Origin of the sequence: Nanhaiella sioensis (genome assembly GCF_046557775.1) — a bacterium.
Lineage (GTDB): Bacteria > Bacillota > Bacilli > Bacillales > SM2101 > Nanhaiella > Nanhaiella sioensis.
This window is the reverse complement of the sequence record NZ_JBKAEG010000001.1, coordinates 160,506-180,769: the sequence shown is the minus strand read 5'-3', so window position 1 is coordinate 180,769 and position 20,264 is coordinate 160,506. Positions and strand designations below refer to the sequence as shown.

Genomic DNA, 20,264 nt, shown 5'->3' with positions numbered 1-20,264 from the left:
GCGGACAAAATGATTTCCCAATACAGGATTTTATATGCGGATTGTCGAATAAGCAGAAAACAAGAGTAAAAAAGGAGATGTGATTATGGAGGTAAAAACTGCAGACTTATGTGATAAATTTGGAGTTGAATTATCAATTTGTCAAACAGCATTTCGTTCTTTCGGAAAAAAACACATATTTTCTGGTCCAATCACAACGGTAGATGTATTTGAGGACAATGTTTTAGTTAGAGAAGCATTGGAGACAGTTCCAGAAGGATCGGTCTTAGTAGTAGATGGTGCTGGTTCGAGAAGTTGTGCTTTGCTCGGCGATAGACTAGGTGGTATTGCTATGTCGCGTAATTTAAGTGGCATTATTATTAATGGGTGTGTCCGTGATTCGGCAGAACTTGCTACACTTAATATCGGTATTTTAGCTATAGGAACACACCCCTTGAAAAGTAAAAAGGAAGGGAAGGGGAAAAGGAATGAGCGATTACACTTTGGTGGAATTGAATGGAAGCCTGGCTATTTTGTTTATGCTGATGAGGACGGGGTCGTAGTTAGTCTACGGGAAATTAAGCTGTAAAATCATTTAAGTTGAAAAAAGTGTGTTGCCTAAGCATTTATATGACTTAGGCAACACCTTTTATTATTTAACATGTAGTTGGATTGATCCTTTGATTCTAGACCATATTCTATACTTAAGCTTAATTAACTTAAGGGGGATTATTTCCACCTCGATTAGTGCGTTCATGTAGATTAAACAAATACGGTTACAAATCTTAATAGCAAGGTTACGCATGAGATGTAAGTGGAAATAAAAAATGGCTAGGAAAATCCTTATTTAAAGGACGCATAAACAACGTATCATTACCAATGGTTGATTTGAGTTCAGTTTTTAACAGATCTTGTAGGAAGTCCGGAGTAAAATGAAAATGAATTGCTTTTTCATCTGACATCAAATTACTAAGAATGTTCACAGCATCAATCTTATCATTACTAATGATGTCGTAAATATTTAACACGCCATCATTTTGGTCAAAAATAATAATGCTATCTTCCTCTTCAATATAGTAAGTCGCATCTTTAAAAGCTAAAATAATATAAAACATTAGCAGATGTTTACAATCTTTTACCCCAAATGTGTTTGATACAGGAACTCTTGTGCTAGCTAATCTTTCAATAATTTTAAGGTGTGATTTTTTATTCACATTTAATTTTTTTATCGTTAAAGGATTTATGGGTTTAAGACTTAAGTCAGCGCGCTGTATAGTAAAGCTACTTTCTAAGACTTTATTGAATCCAAATTTAGGATAGAAATCTAATACAGAATCATTTGCAAATAAATAAATGAAATCACAATCGTTTTCATATTTTGCAATGATATGTTTCATTAGTTTCGCAGCTAAACCTTTGTTTCGATATTGGGGGTGTGTCATAACAGTGCCAACTTGAATCGCGTTAAACTCTTTCCCTTTGTGCGTGATACTCATTTTATTTATTGAAGCGTTGGCAATAACTTGTTTTTGATCAATAAATGAATAACATATATAGCTATCATCCCAATATCCTAAGTCAAACCATTGTTGAAAATCTATGCCAAAAACATCTTTAGCTAGCTTAATAAAACTCTCTCTATACGTTGAATTATTTTTATAATCACTAATTAGTTGTAATGTATTCATATTGTATTCTTTCTCCTTAGTTTAGATGTAGGTAACAATCCTATATGAGGTTATGGTAGGTCCTTATACATAGCTCATATGACAGTGTATAAATTTTACCTTTGTAAAACTTCTTTCCAAAGATACACATTTGATGTAAATGAATGCTATACAAACTTAGAATTAAACAAGGTACAACATAGTTCTCAAAGCATCTTTTCTTTAATAAAGCGATGGAAGGTCAATAATAATTTTTTAGTTTGTATCATAAGTTTGTGAAAAACGCTTTGGTGAAAGTATGACATTCATTTTATTCGATAAGGTCGGTGAAAATCCTTTTTTATATTGTATTTTAAAAATAGGAAGAAAAGGTAATAGACAAAAGTCTCCTGTTAGCAAAAGAGAATTTACATGAAATTTTGTTTTTACAATGTAAGTCTGAAAAAAGTAATTCTATTAATCTCATTACAGAATGTATAGTTTTTTAATATTATTCCGATTTTTAACTTAATTTTCATATTAATATGATAATCTATAAAAGGGAGAATAATTATGGTAGGAGGTTTGTTTTGTTTATGATTTTAAAAGTTGGAAAAAGGATTTGTATTAGTGTAATCGCTTTATTGACCCTTGTTGCTTTTTTACAAGTAGAAGTTGCTATTTTTGCAGAAGGAGTAGGGGATCCAGCACCAGAAATTGAAGCAAGAGGTAATGTAAATGGGAAGAGGATTTTATTTGACAATACTCATGGACAAACTGCCGGTGCAGCTGATTGGGTAATAGACGGGGGATTTTCAGATTTTGCGAATGCTCTCGCAGATAACGGCTATTACGTTAAAGAACTTAGACAATCTACCCCAATTACTTATGAAGACATAGCTACATATGATGCTTTTATAATACCTGAGGCAAATATACCTTATAAAAGTTCTGAGCAAGCGGTCATGGTACAGTATGTTGAAAATGGAGGAAGTATTTTTTTCATATCTGACCATTATAATGCTGATCGAAATAAAAACCGTTGGGATTCATCTGAAATTTTTAACGGTTATCGTCGTGGTGCGTGGAATGATCCAACAAAAGGGATGAGTACTGAAGAGCGTAATTCAACAGCGATGACGGATGTAACGAGCTCTGATTGGCTCTCAGAAAATTTTGGGATTCGTTTTCGTTATAATGCTATAGGTGATGTTACCGCTAATCAAATAGTAACACCAGACCAATCCTTCGGAATTACAGAAGGGGTAAACAACGTGGCTATGCATGCTGGGTCAACCTTAGCTATAATAGATCCAACAAAAGCAAAGGGAATTGTATATTTACCAAGCACAAACCAAAAATGGTCTTATGCAGTAGATCAGGGCGTATATAATGGTGGAGGAATCGAAGAAGGCCCTTATGCAGCGATTGGGAAGTATGGGTTAGGAAAAACTGCGTTTATCGGAGATTCATCTCCAGTAGAAGATGCAACACCTAAATATGCACGTGAGGAAAATGGATCATCTAAAAGAACCTATGACGGTTTTCTTGAAGTTGATGACGCTAAGCTTCTTGTGAATATGGTAAATTGGCTAACGGTTCAAGAAAGCTATACAAGCTTTGCTGATATATCTGGACTTGAACTGGATCAACCAACATCATTATTACATTTTGAAACACCACAAAATTCCACAGAGCCTGAATTTGAGCCATGGTCTTTACCTGACCCAGGTTATAAGTGGTGGGATCAATCGACTTTTGCGAAAGGGTCATTTGGTTATGTGGAAGGTGATCAAAACCCTACATCCAATGTGTTTTTCTCTGAATATATTGAAGGAAGCAGCTATAATAAAGCACTAGAAATTTATAATGGAACAGGTGTAGCTGTTGATCTATCACAATATACAATTGAGCTATCCAATCTTTCTAGTAGTATTTCATTAACTGGTACAATAAGCAGTGGGGAAGTTTTTGTTATTGCAAACCCTAACGCGGACCAAACTATTTTAGTAGAAGCAGATATGACTGAAACAAATATGGTTTTTAATGGTGATGATTCAATTGTCTTAAAGCATAATGGCGTTATTATTGATGTTATTGGTGTTCAAGGCGCTAGCTTTGCAAAAGATAAAACGTTGCTAAGGAATAGTGATATAACATCTGGTGCAGCTACTTATAATAGTAACGACTGGACATTCTACCCTTCAAATACATTTGATTATATCGGAAGTCATTAATCAAGCATTGTGAAATAACTAGGATGTTAAGATGAAAAACAACCTTAATAGATATAACTACTTACCTTGCTTATATACGGGGTTAAGTGGTTATTTTTTTGGAAAATTTTGTATAAAAGGTTACATTTGTTCTACCTGTCCTAAGGTGAAAATACACGTATACAATAAACGATCGAGTAATCTATATATTCAAAAAATACTAAAGTGTTTTTCTGCTTTGTGTTTAAGGATATAGTGTTATGAAGCTTGCAATAATGAAAATAGCTACAAATATTACTTTTTTTTAGCATTAGTGTTATGGGATTAAATGCTAGAGTCTATAAGCAGTTTTTGCCTAGTTTGTGTTATTGATATATAGCGGTAGATAATATGCTTAATTATTAGACAGTAAATTCGATACAGTACAGAATTCATTTTTTGAGAGAATATTCTTTGTTCTTCTTTGGTTATAATTACATTGTTTTAACAGCTAGCTTAGAGAAAATGAGTGTTATGATTGAAACATTAACTACAGTTAATCAAAAGATTGTTACTATCATGAAGGAAACGACACTAAGTGCGGAAAAGATCAAAAATACCTTTAATTGATGAAATACGTAGATAACGCATATTTTATTAGCGTTATCGTCTTTTTTAATATCACTCCTAGTAGTTTATAACTGACGGTGATATAATAGTAAGGATGTATTATAAAATGGAGGAACGTAAATGATTACAGTTACAAATGTAAGCTTACGTTACGGTGACCGTAAGCTATTTGAGGATGTTAATATAAAATTCACGCCTGGTAATTGCTATGGCTTAATTGGAGCAAATGGTGCAGGTAAATCAACCTTTTTGAAGATATTATCTGGAGAAATTGAAGCCCAAACTGGTGATATACACATGACACCAGGGGAACGTCTAGCGGTGTTAAAGCAAAATCACTTCGAGTATGAAGAACATGAAGTTTTAAAAGTTGTTATTATGGGGCATGAACGTTTGTATGAAGTGATGCAGGAGAAGGATGCTATCTATATGAAGGCTGATTTTTCAGATGAAGATGGTATCAAGGCGGCAGAGCTTGAAGGTGAGTTTGCTGAACTAAATGGTTGGGAAGCAGAGTCAGAAGCAGCAACATTATTAAATGGCCTAGGTATTGGTGAAGACCTTCATGCGAAGAAAATGAGTGATTTAGCAGGTGGAGAAAAAGTAAAGGTTTTATTAGCGCAAGCACTTTTTGGTAAACCTGATGTTCTATTACTAGATGAGCCTACTAACCACCTTGATATGAAAGCGATCCAATGGTTAGAAGAATTCTTAATTAATTTTGAAAATACCGTGATTGTTGTCTCACATGACCGTCACTTTTTAAATAAGGTTTGTACACATATGGCAGATTTAGACTTTGGGAAAATCCAAATTTATGTAGGGAACTATGATTTTTGGTATGAATCTAGTCAACTTGCCTTAAAAATGACTCAGGATGCTAATAAGAAAAAAGAAGAAAAAATTAAAGAATTACAAAACTTTATTGCACGTTTTAGTGCAAATGCATCTAAATCAAAACAAGCTACCTCTAGGAAAAAACTATTAGACAAAATTTCACTTGATGATATTAAACCTTCATCTAGAAGATATCCGTTTGTTGGCTTTTCTCCAGAAAGAGAGATAGGCAACGATCTGCTACGAGTAGAAGGTTTGACAAAGACACTTGATGGTGAAAAAGTACTAGATAACGTTAGCTTTACAATGAACAAAGATGATAAAATTGCGCTAGTAGGTCGTAATGAAGTTGCAAACACGACATTACTTAAAATTCTGATGGGTGAAATGGAGCCTGATAGCGGCTCGTTTAAATGGGGAGTAACTACTTCACAAGCATATTTCCCTAAGGATAACTCAGCTTTTTTTGAGAACAGTGATCTTAATTTAGTTGAATGGCTACGTCAGTTTTCACCACAAGATGAAAGTGAAAGTTTCCTACGCGGTTTTTTAGGTAGAATGCTATTCTCTGGTGAAGAAGTATTGAAAAAGGCTAGTGTTTTATCTGGAGGAGAAAAGGTTCGCTGTATGTTGTCAAAAATGATGCTTAGCAGTGCAAATGTATTAATTCTTGATGAGCCAACGAATCACCTTGACTTAGAATCTATTACAGCAGTCAATAATGGCCTCATTGCCTTTAAAGGATCCATGTTGTTCACGTCACATGATCATCAATTTGTTCAATCGATTGCAAATCGTATCATTGAAGTGACGCCGAGCGGAGTTGTCGATAAACAAATTACTTTTGATGAATATATTGAAGATGATGAGTTGCAACGTCAAATTGCAACTATGTATAAATAATTGTATAAGATATGAGTGGAAAGGATAGATAAAATATAAACATCTATCCTTTTTTCTTTAGGTTCTTGTCGTAAACCTTGTTGTAATTGAAACTAAATTTGCACAGCTAATTGGTGATTGTATCGGTAACCATTATATTCAAATAAAAAAAGATGGTGTGAAGGTAAAATTGATACGTGTTTAGTGTTTTATTACGAAATATAAAAATTAATAGAAACCAACCTTTCATAATGTGCTGATAAATTCATATAAAAAAATTCTATATGAAGGGATTGTTTATGGAATATATAGAAAACCTTTCAAAAACTATTATTTACATAGAAAATAATTTAACAAACAAATTAACGATAGAAGATATTAGCCATTATAGCGGTTACTCAAAGTTTCATTTTCAAAGACTCTTTCATCAAGTGGTTGGGGAAACTGTAGGTCAATATATCATGAATAGAAGATTATCCGAAGCGGCAACCCTTTTAGTGAACGATTCTATGAATATTTTGCAAATTGCTTTAGAGCTCGGGTATGAATCACATGAAGCTTTCACTAGGGCTTTCAATAAAAGGTATAAAATGAGTCCGTATCAATTTAGACAACTTGGAGTAACAACAGAATTTATCTACAAAAATCCAATTGATGTACAATATCTTACAAATAAAAATAAGAATTTATTAGGAGACATTGAGGTAGTCACGTTGGAAGATCTTCGACTTAAAGGCTATATGGCATCAAATACATCACACGAAGAAATATATGCAAGCTGGTCTAAACTACGTAGGGATATCCATAAATATGATAAAACAGATACGTATTTTTATGGCGTTTTGCACTACCCTAAGTCATTTGGATTAGAAATTGATTTTAAATATATAGCTGCTGTGGAGGAAGATGAAATTATACAACTTCCTAATCAAGAATTAAAGGAGATTACATTGCCTAAAAGTAATTATCTCATTTTTAATCATCAAGGATCCGCAGAGGCGTTACCACTATCGTATGAATACATTTATGGTGTATGGTTACCAAAATCTAAATATGTTGCTAATGGCTTATATGATTTTGAGAGATATCGCTCTTTTGAGGAAGGTACAAAGCATGCGATACAAATATGTATTCCAATTACAAGTAAGTAACGTGCCTTATACTAATGCATAATATGGTCACTTTAGCATTAATCATCAAGTTTTTGTTTCTTGTTACCTTTATCTTTAATATGAAGGGAGAGAGAAACATGAGACGAGATGATTTTTTATTTTTATCAGCAAATAAGATTGCTAAATTAATTGCAAATGGGGAGTTGACTTCTGTGCAGGTGGTACGTGCGATCATTCGAAGAATTCAACAATTTGATGTGAAAGTAAATGCAGTTGTGAATGTAAATATTGATCAACTTATAAATGATGCCAAAAAAGCAGATCAACTAATGAAAGAAGGTACTAAGCTTGGACCTTTACATGGTGTTCCAATAACATTAAAAGAATCGTATGCAGTCAAAAGAATGAAAACAACAAGTGGCTTTACTCCACTCAAAGATTATGAGACAAATTTTGATGCTACTGTTGTACGTCGGTTAAAAGAAGCAGGAGCCATTATTATAGGTAAAACAAATGTCCCACCTTTACTAATGGATTTACAAACAGATAACGATATTTACGGAAGGACCAATAACCCTTGGGACTTGGAACGTACCCCTGGGGGAAGTAGTGGTGGTGGAGCTGCCGCAGTGTCAGCTAGTTTTAGCTATTTAGATATTGGAAGTGATATAGGAGGGTCTTTAAGAGTGCCTGCACATTTTTGTGGAGTGTATAGCTTAAAACCTACAGAGCACTCAGTGTCAGCTTTCGGCCACTTACCAATGGAAAATGTAAAAACGCAACCAAATTATCGTTCTTCAAGGCATTTAGCGTGTTACGGACCGATAGCAAGGTCTATTGATGACTTAATTTTATCTTATGGTATTATTGCTGGGACAGACAGTAATGACGTGAAGGTACCCAATTTAGTTACTGAAAAACAGGTTGATGTAAAGCTAGCAAACGTTAAGATAGCCTGGATGGATGAACTACCAGATGTTCCTGTCAGTAAGCAAGTGAAAACTTCCATCCATCAATATGTAAAAAAGCTAGAATCCGTAGGCATACAAACTGTTAAAATAGAGCAGTTTCCAGTCAGTACTATAAAAGTTTGGGAAACGTGGGGTAAAATCATCGATGCTGAACTGAATTCAAATCAACCTGTTTTACTAAGGATGCTTGAACACGTAATTACTAAAAAAATTCAACGGAAATACCCGACATCTAGTAAGTTGATGCCACTAAACTTTAAAAACTATATGAGAACGTTAACTCAAAGAGAAGATCTCATTACATCATTTGATATGTTTCTTGACCCTTATGATATGTTTATTTTACCTGTTAGTGTTACACCAGCATTCCAGCATATCACAAAAGAAAAAATGATAGGGTATCAACCGATATATAAAACACCTGTGTATGTTGATGACAAACCGATGGAATATTGGCAAGCAACAACTGCATATACGAATTTATTTAATGTTTTAGCAAATCCAGTAGTTACGATTCCTCTTCAGTTAAGTGATGAAAACCTACCGATAGGCGTACAGTGTGTGGGGAAAAGGTGGAATGATTATCAATTATTACACATCATAAAACAGCTTGTGATGGAGTTAAATATAGATATTCCCAGAGTTTCATTTTAGAACAAGGGATACACAGGTTAGGTTAATAGGAAGTTTAGAAGAGAAAAAATACCGATATGAAGCTGTTTCACAATGACATTGTCTACTAACTGCTGATACAATATGAAATGAAGATATATTAGTCAAAGGCTCTTTTCGTAAACTTTGTAGCTCTTGTTTCTATATTATAGGATTTGATGCAAGTTTCATCGTTTTAATGAAGAAAAGAGTCCACGATTTCTATTAAAGTATACGCTTTATACATTAATTTTCTTTTAAGAACAACGATACATGTGATAACAACGAAGTAATAAGATGATGAAATAGGTGATCTAGAATTGTTAACCTCTCAGAAAAGAAGAAATATCGGTATTTTTGCACACATTGATGCCGGGAAAACAACTACAACAGAACAGATGTTATATCAAAGTGGTCAAATCCGCTCCTTAGGGAGTGTTGATACAGGCACAACCCAAACTGACTGGCTAGAAGTTGAAAAAGCAAGAGGTATATCAGTTACTGCTGCAGCAACGGAATTGACTTGGAAAGATACGGTTATAAATATTGTTGATACTCCAGGTCACGTTGATTTTTTGTCAGAGGTTGAACGTAGCCTAAGAGTTATGGATGGAGCAATACTTATCATTTGCGCAGTAGAAGGTGTTCAACCTCAAACAGAAGTTGTTTGGCATGCACTTCGGAAGCTTAACATTCCAACATTAATTTATGTTAACAAACTTGACAGAATTGGAGCAAATCCTCGTCGAGTTATGGCTGAAATTCAACGTAACTTAACTAATTCTTGTGTACCTATACAGTTTGTGCAAGGGTATGAACACACTTTTACAGGTATCACCTCTTTGCTAATTAACCATAAACATGATTTTTATGAGCGGCTTGTTGAAGCAGTATCAGAACATGATGATTCGATCTTACATAAATTTTTAGAAGGAGAAGAAATAACAAACGACCTTTTAAAAGAGAAAATCAATTTGTTATCTGCACGCTGTGATTTATTTCCTATTTTGTTTGGTGCCTCAAATAAAGGTATTGGGATAAAGGAACTGATGGATGCCATGGTCGATTACCTACCTCAGCCAAAAGGATCAAAGGATGCCCCTTTGGCTGGGGTGGTATTTAAAATAGAAAGAGATAAGAAATTAGGCAGACTAGCGTACGTTAGGCTTTTTGAAGGAAGTATACAAAATCGGAATACGATCACAAATGTTACTCAAAATATTGAGGAGAAAGTGACTCAAATTCGTAAAGTCAGAGGTAACAAAAGTGAAGATTTACGAGAGCTTCAAGCAGGTGATATAGCTGCGCTCACTGGATTAAATCATGTGATGATAGGTGATATATTAGGGGATACAAAAGGGATTCCAGAACATCCTCGTATGGCGGTACCTCTTCTGACTGTAAAAGTTGAATGGGAAAAAGCGGAGGATTATCCTGCTGTTGTAAAAGCGTTTCAGGAACTTGTTGATGAGGATCCTTTATTAAATCTACAGTGGCAACAAGAGGATCGAGAGCTACATATTAAAGTGATGGGTAACATTCAGCTCGAGATACTTAAATCTATTATGGAAAACCGATATCAGCTGAAAGTTGGATTTGGACAGCCTGCTGTTATTTATCAAGAGACACCGAAAAATTCAGGTGAAGGACTTATACGCTATACGATGCCTAAACCATGCTGGGCTGTATTGCGTTTTAAAATAGAGCCAGGCGAAAGAGGAAGTGGGGTAACCTATCATTCAGTTGTGCGAAAAGAAGAGTTATTAGAACGCTATCAAAATGAGGTTGCCAGAAGAATTCCAGAGGCTTTGGAGCAAGGGTTATTTGGTTGGAATGTAGTGGATCTAAAAATTACCTTAATTGAAGGAGAACATCATGTTGTTCACACACATCCTCTGGATTTTGCTGTCGCGACACCTATGGGTATCATGCAAGGGTTAAGTAATACAGGTACGAAGTTACTAGAACCTATGTTGAACTTTAGAATATCTGTGCCAGAACAATTTGGAGGGAAGGTTCTTCATGATCTATCATTAATGCGTGCAACATTTGATTCACCAGATCAACTTGAAGATCGAATGATCATAGAAGGAATAATACCTTTGGCAACTTCTATGGAATATGCGGTTCAATTAGCGTCTTATACAAAAGGCCAAGGGACAATTACGACTAATTTTCATAGTTATCAAGAATGTCCCGAAGAAGTGTTAGCTACAAGAACTCGAAGAGGAGTCAATCCATTAGATCAGTCCAAGTATATTTTAAGTGTAAGGAAGGCATTGTCGTAACACGAAAAAGTAAGTTTCTTCTGCACAAGAGCCAGGTCGTAACAAGTATTTATTAATCATTTTGTAGATTTAAAATTGCAGGAATGTTCCTAAACCTAGACATGCTTAATTAACGTGCTTACACTTAAATAAAAAATTTCAAATCCCCTCTCCGTTACAGGAGGGGGATTTTAAAAATTCTATAAGACACAAGGACATTGTGTTCATTATTCAGTTACATAAGCGATTTTTCCGTCAGGTGTAAAAGCGACAATACATGGAAAAAGCCCAACTTGTATTGTGGCGATCACACTGTGTGTTTTCACATCAATGACAGAAACAGTGGCATCACCAGTATTCGTCACATAAGCGAGTTTCCCGTCTAGCGTGAAAGCGACATCGTTTGGATCTTCTCCAACCTGCACTGTATGAATAACAGAATGAGTTTTTACATCTATAACCGATACAGTAGCATCCCCAGAATTCGTTATATAAGCGAGTTTCCCATCTGGTGTGAAGGTGACTGATTTTGGTTGGTTCTCAACCTGGACAGTAGCAATAACGGAATGAGCTTTTACATCTATAACCGATATATTGGCATTACCTTCATTCGCTACATAAGCCAGTTCTGTGTTCGGAGTGAAAGCAACATCTGTTGCACCATTCCCAACCTGTACAGTAGTAATCACAATATGAGATTTTACATCTATAACCGATATTGTGGCATCATCAAAATTCGTCACATAAGCGAGTTTCCCGTTTGGTGTGAAAGAGATATTTTGTGGATTTACCCCGACTTGGACGGTAACTATAACAGAATGAGTTTTTGAATCTATAACCGATATAGTGGGAATATCAGTATTCGTCACATAAGCGAGTTTCCCGTCTGGAGTGAAATTCACATCGTTTGGAACTCCTCCAACCTGCACAGTAGCAATAACAGAATGAGTTTTTACATCTATAACTGATACATTAGCGATTGCAGTATTCGTCACATAGGCAAGTTTCCCATCTGATGTGAAAGCGACACGATTTGGAAGACCTCCAACTTGCAATGTAGCAATAACAGAATGAGTTTTTACATCTATGACTGAAATATTGCCACTAATATTTATCACATAAGCTAGTTTCCCATCAGGTGAAAACGCAACAGGAAAGGATTCATCTGTATCACCTACAGGCAACGTTGCAATCACGCTATGTGTTTTTACATCAATCACTGTTGTTGTCAATCAAAACCACCTCTTTTCAATACTTGTTATAACAAAGATATGGAAAAGTGAACTAGTTAATTCGCTCACTATGAAACTTAGGAATAATGTGATTACAACTTATTTAAAACCAACGAATATTTTTATAGAATACAAGTGAATTTAATGATGATGTAACTTCGATTACACGAAATTTATCAAATCCGCAATGAAATATGGATGCTTTCTAAATTCCTATATTTAAGAAGGGGAAATAATACGAGTTGTGATCTAATTACGTAAGATTAAAGAATGTATTAATGAGGGAATTATGGAGACACCTTCTGCAAAATGGCTCTGTTAAGTTAATATGGAGTAATACTAGATAAATTCATATCAGATATACAGTGTAAAGGATTTGATTTATATGTTTTTGACTGTTCAAATTGAGAATATAACGACTATCATAATGAACTTGCATAGACCCTAGACTATATGGGGGAATCCTAAATGCATTTAATGAGGGTTTATCAGAGATAGTGCCTGAAAGGACAGCCTTTTGAATAGAATAATGAAAAGTGGCTAAATAAAAATAGCGCATTATAAGCCATTCCTTATAGAGGGATATATAAAAGTGGATTATGTTCTATATACATCAACCATAGTTTATTTAAAATAGCTCCATTATCTAGGATTAGAGATTCTTCCCATAATTAATACACTCACGTATGAAAAAATAGTTCTTCTACAGAGCAATTAAAACTAGTGGATTTGCAATTATTACAGCTGCTACCAGCTTGTCTGGGAATTCTTCGTAGTCGTATACGTTATTTAAATCTACTTTAATGTTATCACTCATATTTCATTTTCAGCTTAAATTAACCTTTTTTTATCTTATTAGATAATTAAAGGTTAAGTGAGTTTCTTTTCTGATATTTTTCCATTTATGATCTAAGAAGTTAATCCAAGCATTGCGTATTTCTATGAATATCATATTCTGAGAACCTTTTCCAATGAATCAGTTTATACACTATGGAAATTTGTAAATTTTGAACGGGACAGGGGGTGGAAAAATGACAAAAAATCATTGTACAGAATTTCTCTCTACACAAGAGACCAAGCCCATAGAATTACCATTAGACGGAACTAGAGTTGAGTTACTAAGGTTAAGAATACCTAAATATTTATATGGAAGACAGACAAAGCTTGATGGTTTTTTTCAGTCTAATTTCTTTGTAGTTGGTTTGGAAAATACAGAGCAGTCAAGTCTATCATACAAATATGAAGTAGCTTATCAAGTTATGGTTGAATCAACTGAAGCAAACTATACACCGGCTTCTCCTTTATTATTGGACACTGTAAGTGGAGTACAACAGCCTGCTGAATTTAATGTAGAACATAACACAAATCCAAATTTTACAGTTTCAGTACCATGTGCAGCAGGAGACCTTGTGCTTATGGCATCTGTAGTTGAGACGCAGGGTGGTGTGGCTGGAGCATTTGTAAATAGTAGATCAATGAATGCCTTATTGCTTAATTAACTTTGTGATCAAGTGTAGAAGAAAAAACCTCATATTATTATAACTTAGGGAAAAAAGAAGAGGATTAAAAAATGAATAATCATCACATTATTGACCCTGCACAGTAAATTAAACATGCAATTTCAGCCTCAGATAAACAACTTACCTACCTGACCGATTAAGTTCATTTCACCTCTCTGATCAATTCTATAAAGAATTCTTAACAATCTAAATTTCATTTGAGCACACAACATATATTAACTTTCAGGATATCTTTGGTGAGGGCAAAACAGGAATGGTCTCTATGAAGAAAGATGGAGGGGATGCTATAAATCTAACTTTTGTCCCGACTGTTGGAATTGAAATACCTGTACGTTTAGCTAATGGTCAGTCAATAACAGTTCCTTTTGAAAATATAAAGGAAATCATGGTGTTTAATAACTCAGGGGGTAATGTAGAATTTAGGTACTCCATATGTTATGTGCTTTATTAGATCCCAACAAATCAATAAATAAACCATAAAAGTTTTTAATGAGATAAAGAAGTATACTATTGTATTAATTACTACTAAACACAAGTTAAGTTCTGTTTACTAATTAACTCAACAGAACTGGCGCATTTCTCTATGAGATGCGCCGTTATTTATGGTTTGGGCCATATTGTGGAATAATAAGTTTCTTTGATTAATTATTTTCTAGGTTATAAATTGCAGTATATTTAGCAGGATAATTAGCTTGTTCAGACTATAAAAAAATCAAATCCCATCTCGGTAATAGGGGGGAGGATTTTTAAGTTCTTTCCTCAGATTAAGCAGTCAAACTAGGTATATAAGTAACAGCTAAGACTTTGTGGATGAAGCCCTGAAGGATATGACTCATTTTGTATTGTGGTTACTAACAAAATTTATGTTTGGTGAGTAAATACCGAAGCATTTAGAGAACGGGTTCTAATCATGCGGGAAAGATCGGCGGGGGCCTGGATTATAAAGGTTTGTGCTGGTCCTTTGTCTATAAGAATTCTATATATATAACAACCTATTTCTGGTTTATCTACCCATGTAAGATTAGTAACTAGAGATCCACTATAGTTACTTGGTCCGGCGCCCGAAGCAGGTATTACATTGAGACTCTGTGCGGGAGTCATAGTTGCAAGGGTTGTGAAGTTACCACCGTTTGTTGATCGTTGAAGGATATATTCGTAAGAGAAAGATGCAAAACCGATATTATCTCGGTCACGATTGATAATACTTGTGAAAATTTCAACAGTTGAATCAAGTTTTACTTCAGTGTTCTTAGATTTAATCAATACGGGTAATTGGAGTAAATCAATTGGATCTATGGCCTCTTCGTAGTCAATTTCTTGATTGGATTGAACTTTAAATAACTCTGGGCATTTATCGTCTTTACATTTACAGTTAGTCATAGTTAATCAGTCCCTATACAGAATTAGTTGTTATTAGTAAATGCAGAAAGTATGAAGATGAAACTGATAAATGACCATTACAACAAACCTATTTATTTAAGGGTACTTGTGAGTAATTAAGGTTAAAAAACTAATTTCCTTCAACCACATAAGCAAGTTTACCATCAGGAGAGAATGCAATAGCTACAGGAGTGTTTACAATAATAGAGGAAGTTACGGAATGAGTTTTGGTATCAATGACCGAAATAGTGCTATCGCCAGAATTAGTAACATACGCCAATTTTCCCTCATTGTTGAACGAAACATCAATAGGACTCCCGCCGACTATAATAGTGGCTATCACGGAATGAGTCTTCACATCAATGACCGAAACAGTGCCAGATTCATTAGTGACATATATGAGTTTACCATCAGGGGAGAAGGCAACATCACGTGGAAAGCTTCCAACTGAAATACTAGTAATTAGAGACTGTGTTTTCGTATCAATAACTGAAACTGTACCAAGGTCATCGTTATTAACCGTATAAGCAAGTTTTTCTTTTGGAGATAACGCGATAGCAAGTGGAAAGTTTCCAACCGAAATAGTAGAAATTATTGAGTGAGACTTGACATCAATGACCGAAACAGTACCAAGGTCATCATTATTAGTGACATAAGCAAATTTTCCGTCATCTGAGAAAACTACATCTACTGGGGCATTATCAATCAATATAGAAGAAATAATAGAATGTGTTTTGGTATCAATGACCGAAACTATTCCACTTTCGGGATTAGTCACATAAGCGAATTTCTCTTCTTGGGAGAAGGATACAACAAATGGACTATTTCCCCCAACCAAAATGGTAGTAATAACGGAATGTGTTTTGGTATCAATGACCGAAACAGTACCAGGGTTATCTCCAGTATTAGTTACATAAACAAATTTTCCATCAGGAGAAAAGGAGATACCAGAGGGGTTGTTTCCGACAGAAATAGTAGCTATCACGGAATGAACTTTGACATCAATGACAGAAACTGTACGATCGTCATTATTAGTGACATAAACGACTTTTCCATCATGGGAAAAGGCAACAGACTGTACGAAAGAAAAGTCTGCAGTTCCAACTGGTAAAGTTGCTATCACATTATGGGTTTTTGCATCTATCACAGTAGTAGTCAAACCAAATCCACCCTCTTCAAAGTAATTATTAATACAAAGGTATGAGGAGTTTATTGGGATAATTCGAAAATATATTTTTAGGAAAAAATTTTATGAAACACAAGAGTAAATGGAGGTTACTTGATAACAAGCATGTATAACTGAATATGAAAAAGCCCATAAAATCAAATTATAGGCTTTTTAGTTCCTTGTCTTTTTTAACTAACAACTTTTTTATTTTTGAAAATATAAAAACCACTAGAAAAAATAATGAAACTAAACCAAATATGGGGTTAACGAATATAGGATAATTTGTTATCCCTAGGTTGAAAATGAATCCAATAATGATAACAATTCCCCACAGGCTAAGAAAAATGGTGGCTACTTTCTCGAGAGAATTAAACATTTTATAAAGTCCTTTCTTTACATTCATCACTATATAATTCTTTAAATGTTAAGAAATTCCTTTGAAATATTTTGGACTTGAGTCAATATCTTGGACACAAAAAGATTAAGTTTTATGCAGAGTCTTTGAATAGTTCTTCTATTGCTTGAGGTGTTTTATAAGCAATGCTACTATGCTTTCTTTTTCTGTTATACCAAGCTTCGATAAATTCAAAGATGGCGATATTGGCAGTATTATAGTCTAGATATTGAACATGATTTACTTCTTCTTTCTTCAATATAGCATGGAATGATTCAATACAGGTGTTATCATAAGGGCATCCTTTCTACCCACTTTTCATTAATTGATGAAGTTGAAAAATCTCTTTTCAAGATGTTTTCTCGATTTACAACTTTCTCATTTGAACTATATGGACGGAATTTCTTATTAACAATAGAGTGGATATCAGCTTTTTTCATTAAACCTTGGACACGATTCAAACTGATATGTATTCCTTCTTCTGTTAGTTGATGGTGAATTTTTGGAGCCCCATAACGTCCTTTACTCTCTTTATGGATGGCTGTCATTCGCTCAGTGATTTGTCTATTTTCTTTTTCACGTTTTGATTCAACCTTATTTAATGATTGATAATATGTACTGCGAGGTATATTCAATACCTCACACATAAGTGACACTGGATGTTCTGTCGTTTTCTCTTGGATGAAGCCCGTTAGCTCGTCTGGATTTACTTTTTCGCGAATATGGCCATAGCCTTATTTAAGATTTCATTCTCCTCTTGAAGACGAAGCATCTGCTTTTGCATCTTTGAAGTATCATCAGCCGTAAGGCTTGAACCATCTTCTGTTTCAATAGGAGAGTACTTCTTATTCCAGTTATAAAGGGTTACTTCCGATACGCCATATTCATTACTAAGTTCTTTGATTGAGCTACCAGAACGGTAAAGTTCAACAATCATTTTCTTGAAATCTTGGGTGTGTTTTTTGCCTTTTATAGGGTGTTATATGCAAAATTTCAATAAGTTGGAATAGGCATTTGTTAAAAAAACTATTAACTAATCATAATTAAAAAATACTCTCTACTCTGGACGCGGAAGATGAGTAGAGAGATGGTGTCCAATAAAAAGGACTTACTACACTATATGAAACTGTGCTAAAAAACAATTGTATTTATGTCATATCCCTTTTAAAAATATGTAACCTCCCTATTCCGGTCTGAGAAAGGAGGCTTGCCTTAGGGAGGTTCATATATGAGTGTAGATGGCCTTACAATATGTTATGCAAATAACTTATGTATGTACTAGATGAAACACACAAGTTTTATCAGACTTAATAGCAAAAATGTTTGATAAAAACACCTAAAAAAAATCTGAAGGTGAAAAAAACGCTACTTGTTTTCTATTTATTAATTTTTGATTCATTGATGGCGTTCTTAACAGCAAGTTTAATCACCCAATATAAAATAACCATTCCGACTATAAAAGAAAGGAAATTAAAAAAAAACCCAATCATTGGTGTAAATGCATCAAATCTCATTTTAAAACACACTCCTGTTAAAAAAGTTGATGTGAAAAATAAACATATTGTCTATTATAACAAAAGTACACTTGAAAAAGATGTACATTGAGTATACAAGCGCGATAATCCTGTATATAAAACTATTATTTTAATGGTTATGAAATTACCTACTCTCTAACATGAACTAAGTCAATTGTTGATGAAAGCCATACTGATCCTTACAAAAAGCTATGCTTCCTAAACAAAAAAATACACTAATGATTAATCTTCATAAACCTAGTCACTCAAAAGGAAAAAAATCAATAAAAAGGAAAAAACTAGAATCAAAACATAAGAAATAGACGAAGTGTTTGTAAGTTCCTCTATGTTAAGGTTCTAAATTTCTTTGTTAGGAGGTTTTTCTGACATAATACACCGCTATATGGATATTCATAACATGTTTAATAACACTTAGTAATTATAAGTTATTTCTAATTTGTTGATGGTTAGTCAACATAATGTAAATTATACCTGTTATTTATTTACTATGCTTCATCGGATAGTTCGACGACGTAGGCTAATTTATCGTCAGGTGTGAAGGAAATAAAACCAGATAATTCATTAAAAGGCATGTTAATGGTGGCAATAATTGAATGTGTCTTAGTATCAATGACAGAAACTGATTTACCTCTACTATTACTTACGTAGGCTAACTTGCCATCAGAAGTAAAGACGACAAATATCGGTTCGGTACCAACAGGTATTGTAGCAATAACAGAATGAGTTTTGACACTAATAACAGAAACAATACCAGTAAAATTACTTACAACATAAGCAAGTTTGCCATCCGGAGTAAAAGCAACATCGGTTTGATCACCATCGATTTGAACAGTAGCAATAACAGAATGAGTTTTAACATCAATGACATAAAGATTTTCATTAATGTTAGAAATAGCAATATAAGCTATTTTTCCATTGGGAGTAAAAGCAACTACATTCGGTTGCACACCAACAGTGGTAGTAGCAATAACCGAATGAGTAGTTACATTAATAACGGAAACTGTATTGGAGTCACGAATAGTCACGTATGCTAGCTGTCCATCAGGAGTGAAAGTAACACCAATAGGAATGTCACCAATAGATACAGTAGAAATAATAGAATGTGTGCTAACATCCATGACAATAATGGTACCGGCTGGATTAGAGTTAACAATGTAAGCTAATTTCCCATCTGGAGAGAAAACAATACCTTCAGGCTGTTCATCGGTTAAAACTGTAGAAATAAGAGAATGAGTTTTCAAGTTAATAACAGAAAGAGTATTATCGTCACGGTTAATAACATAAACCAGTTTTCCATCTTTAGTAATAGCTACTACTATTGGTATACTACCGATTGCAATGGAAGCAATAATTGAATGAGTTTTTGTATCTATAGCTGAAACAGAATTTGAATTAGAGCCATTAGCCACATAAAAAATTTTACCGTCAGGTGTAAAGGCAGATGAAGAACTAAACCCCGTTGGTATTGTAGTTATCAAACTATGGGTTTTTACATCAATTACAGCGGTTGTCAAAATAAAATCACCTCAATAAATTAATTCGTATAACAAAAATATGTAAAAATAACTCGTTTGATACAACGTTTTTAATAAACTAAAGATTATTGTGTTTGATAAGGGGATATTTAGATGATAAAAGAAGGGGAAGTATATCACGCAAAATGTCCATCATGTACATACACCTTAAAGTAATAAAATAATCGGATATCAAATTTGATGTAATTACTTTGATTGTATATCATGACTGTACAGTATAGCAGTATGTTATTTTCTAGTATTTATAATAGGAACCTCTAACAATTCCGAAAAAGTTTCAAGAGTTATACAACAATTATTTTATAAATGAAGGTAATTATGATGAATTTA

14 protein-coding genes and 1 pseudogene are annotated in these 20,264 nt (G+C 34.1%); 8 read left to right on the top strand and 7 right to left on the bottom strand.

From position 1 onward, the window contains the following. The first annotated feature begins 85 nt into the window (after window positions 1-85). Window positions 86-568 (top strand): ribonuclease E activity regulator RraA, encoded by a 483-nt coding sequence (gene rraA, locus V1503_RS00785; protein ID WP_410624073.1) that lies wholly within the window; start codon window positions 86-88, stop codon window positions 566-568. A gap of 208 nt (window positions 569-776) precedes the next feature. Here rraA and V1503_RS00780 read toward each other — a convergent pair whose 3' ends face one another. Further along, a complete protein-coding gene (locus tag V1503_RS00780; RefSeq protein WP_410624071.1) occupies window positions 777-1,667 on the bottom strand; it encodes a GNAT family N-acetyltransferase in 891 nt (296 codons plus the stop codon). Window positions 1,668-2,221: 554 nt separating this feature from the next. Between V1503_RS00780 and V1503_RS00775 the strand changes: the two genes are divergently transcribed. The 5 genes from V1503_RS00775 (at window position 2,222) to V1503_RS00755 (ending at window position 11,191) form a co-directional block, all read left to right on the top strand. Then, on the top strand, window positions 2,222-3,862 hold the full coding sequence (locus tag V1503_RS00775; RefSeq protein ID WP_320257375.1) for a lamin tail domain-containing protein: 1,641 nt from the start codon (window positions 2,222-2,224) through the stop codon (window positions 3,860-3,862). 708 nt (window positions 3,863-4,570) lie between these two features. Continuing rightward, a complete protein-coding gene (locus tag V1503_RS00770) occupies window positions 4,571-6,190 on the top strand; it encodes an ABC-F family ATP-binding cassette domain-containing protein (protein ID WP_410624069.1) in 1,620 nt (539 codons plus the stop codon). Between the two features lie 278 nt (window positions 6,191-6,468). Beyond that, window positions 6,469-7,320 carry a GyrI-like domain-containing protein gene (locus tag V1503_RS00765; RefSeq protein ID WP_410624066.1) on the top strand — a complete coding sequence of 284 codons (852 nt, stop codon included), beginning with the start codon at window positions 6,469-6,471 and terminating at the stop codon, window positions 7,318-7,320. Between the two features lie 98 nt (window positions 7,321-7,418). Further along, window positions 7,419-8,906 (top strand): amidase, encoded by a 1,488-nt coding sequence (locus V1503_RS00760; protein ID WP_410624064.1) that lies wholly within the window; start codon window positions 7,419-7,421, stop codon window positions 8,904-8,906. Window positions 8,907-9,223: 317 nt separating this feature from the next. Then, the gene (locus V1503_RS00755; protein ID WP_410624062.1) at window positions 9,224-11,191 is read left to right on the top strand and encodes a GTP-binding protein; all 1,968 of its coding nucleotides are present in this window, start codon (window positions 9,224-9,226) and stop codon (window positions 11,189-11,191) included. A gap of 206 nt (window positions 11,192-11,397) precedes the next feature. Here V1503_RS00755 and V1503_RS00750 read toward each other — a convergent pair whose 3' ends face one another. Next, a complete protein-coding gene (locus V1503_RS00750; RefSeq protein WP_410624060.1) occupies window positions 11,398-12,402 on the bottom strand; it encodes a cytochrome D1 domain-containing protein in 1,005 nt (334 codons plus the stop codon). Between the two features lie 1,031 nt (window positions 12,403-13,433). Between V1503_RS00750 and V1503_RS00745 the strand changes: the two genes are divergently transcribed. Continuing rightward, complete coding sequence (locus V1503_RS00745; RefSeq protein ID WP_410624058.1) at window positions 13,434-13,901, top strand: hypothetical protein; 468 nt, start codon at window positions 13,434-13,436, stop codon at window positions 13,899-13,901. Between the two features lie 283 nt (window positions 13,902-14,184). After that, on the top strand, window positions 14,185-14,373 hold the full coding sequence (locus V1503_RS00740) for a hypothetical protein (protein ID WP_410624056.1): 189 nt from the start codon (window positions 14,185-14,187) through the stop codon (window positions 14,371-14,373). Between the two features lie 410 nt (window positions 14,374-14,783). On the opposite strand, the gene V1503_RS00735 is transcribed toward V1503_RS00740, so the two are convergent. The 5 genes and pseudogenes from V1503_RS00735 to V1503_RS00715 form a co-directional block, all read right to left on the bottom strand. After that, window positions 14,784-15,302, bottom strand: a complete 519-nt coding sequence (locus V1503_RS00735) for a hypothetical protein (RefSeq protein WP_410624055.1) — start codon at window positions 15,300-15,302, stop codon at window positions 14,784-14,786. A gap of 130 nt (window positions 15,303-15,432) precedes the next feature. Beyond that, window positions 15,433-16,461: a cytochrome D1 domain-containing protein gene (locus V1503_RS00730; RefSeq protein ID WP_410624053.1), complete on the bottom strand. Its 1,029-nt coding sequence runs from the start codon at window positions 16,459-16,461 to the stop codon at window positions 15,433-15,435. Window positions 16,462-16,958: 497 nt separating this feature from the next. Then, window positions 16,959-17,837, bottom strand: a pseudogene (locus tag V1503_RS00725) (IS3 family transposase). Between the two features lie 403 nt (window positions 17,838-18,240). Further along, window positions 18,241-18,378 carry a hypothetical protein gene (locus V1503_RS00720; protein WP_410624051.1) on the bottom strand — a complete coding sequence of 46 codons (138 nt, stop codon included), beginning with the start codon at window positions 18,376-18,378 and terminating at the stop codon, window positions 18,241-18,243. A 506-nt stretch (window positions 18,379-18,884) separates the two neighbouring features. Next, window positions 18,885-19,913 (bottom strand): YncE family protein, encoded by a 1,029-nt coding sequence (locus V1503_RS00715; RefSeq protein WP_410624049.1) that lies wholly within the window; start codon window positions 19,911-19,913, stop codon window positions 18,885-18,887. Between the last annotated feature and the right edge of the window lie 351 nt (window positions 19,914-20,264).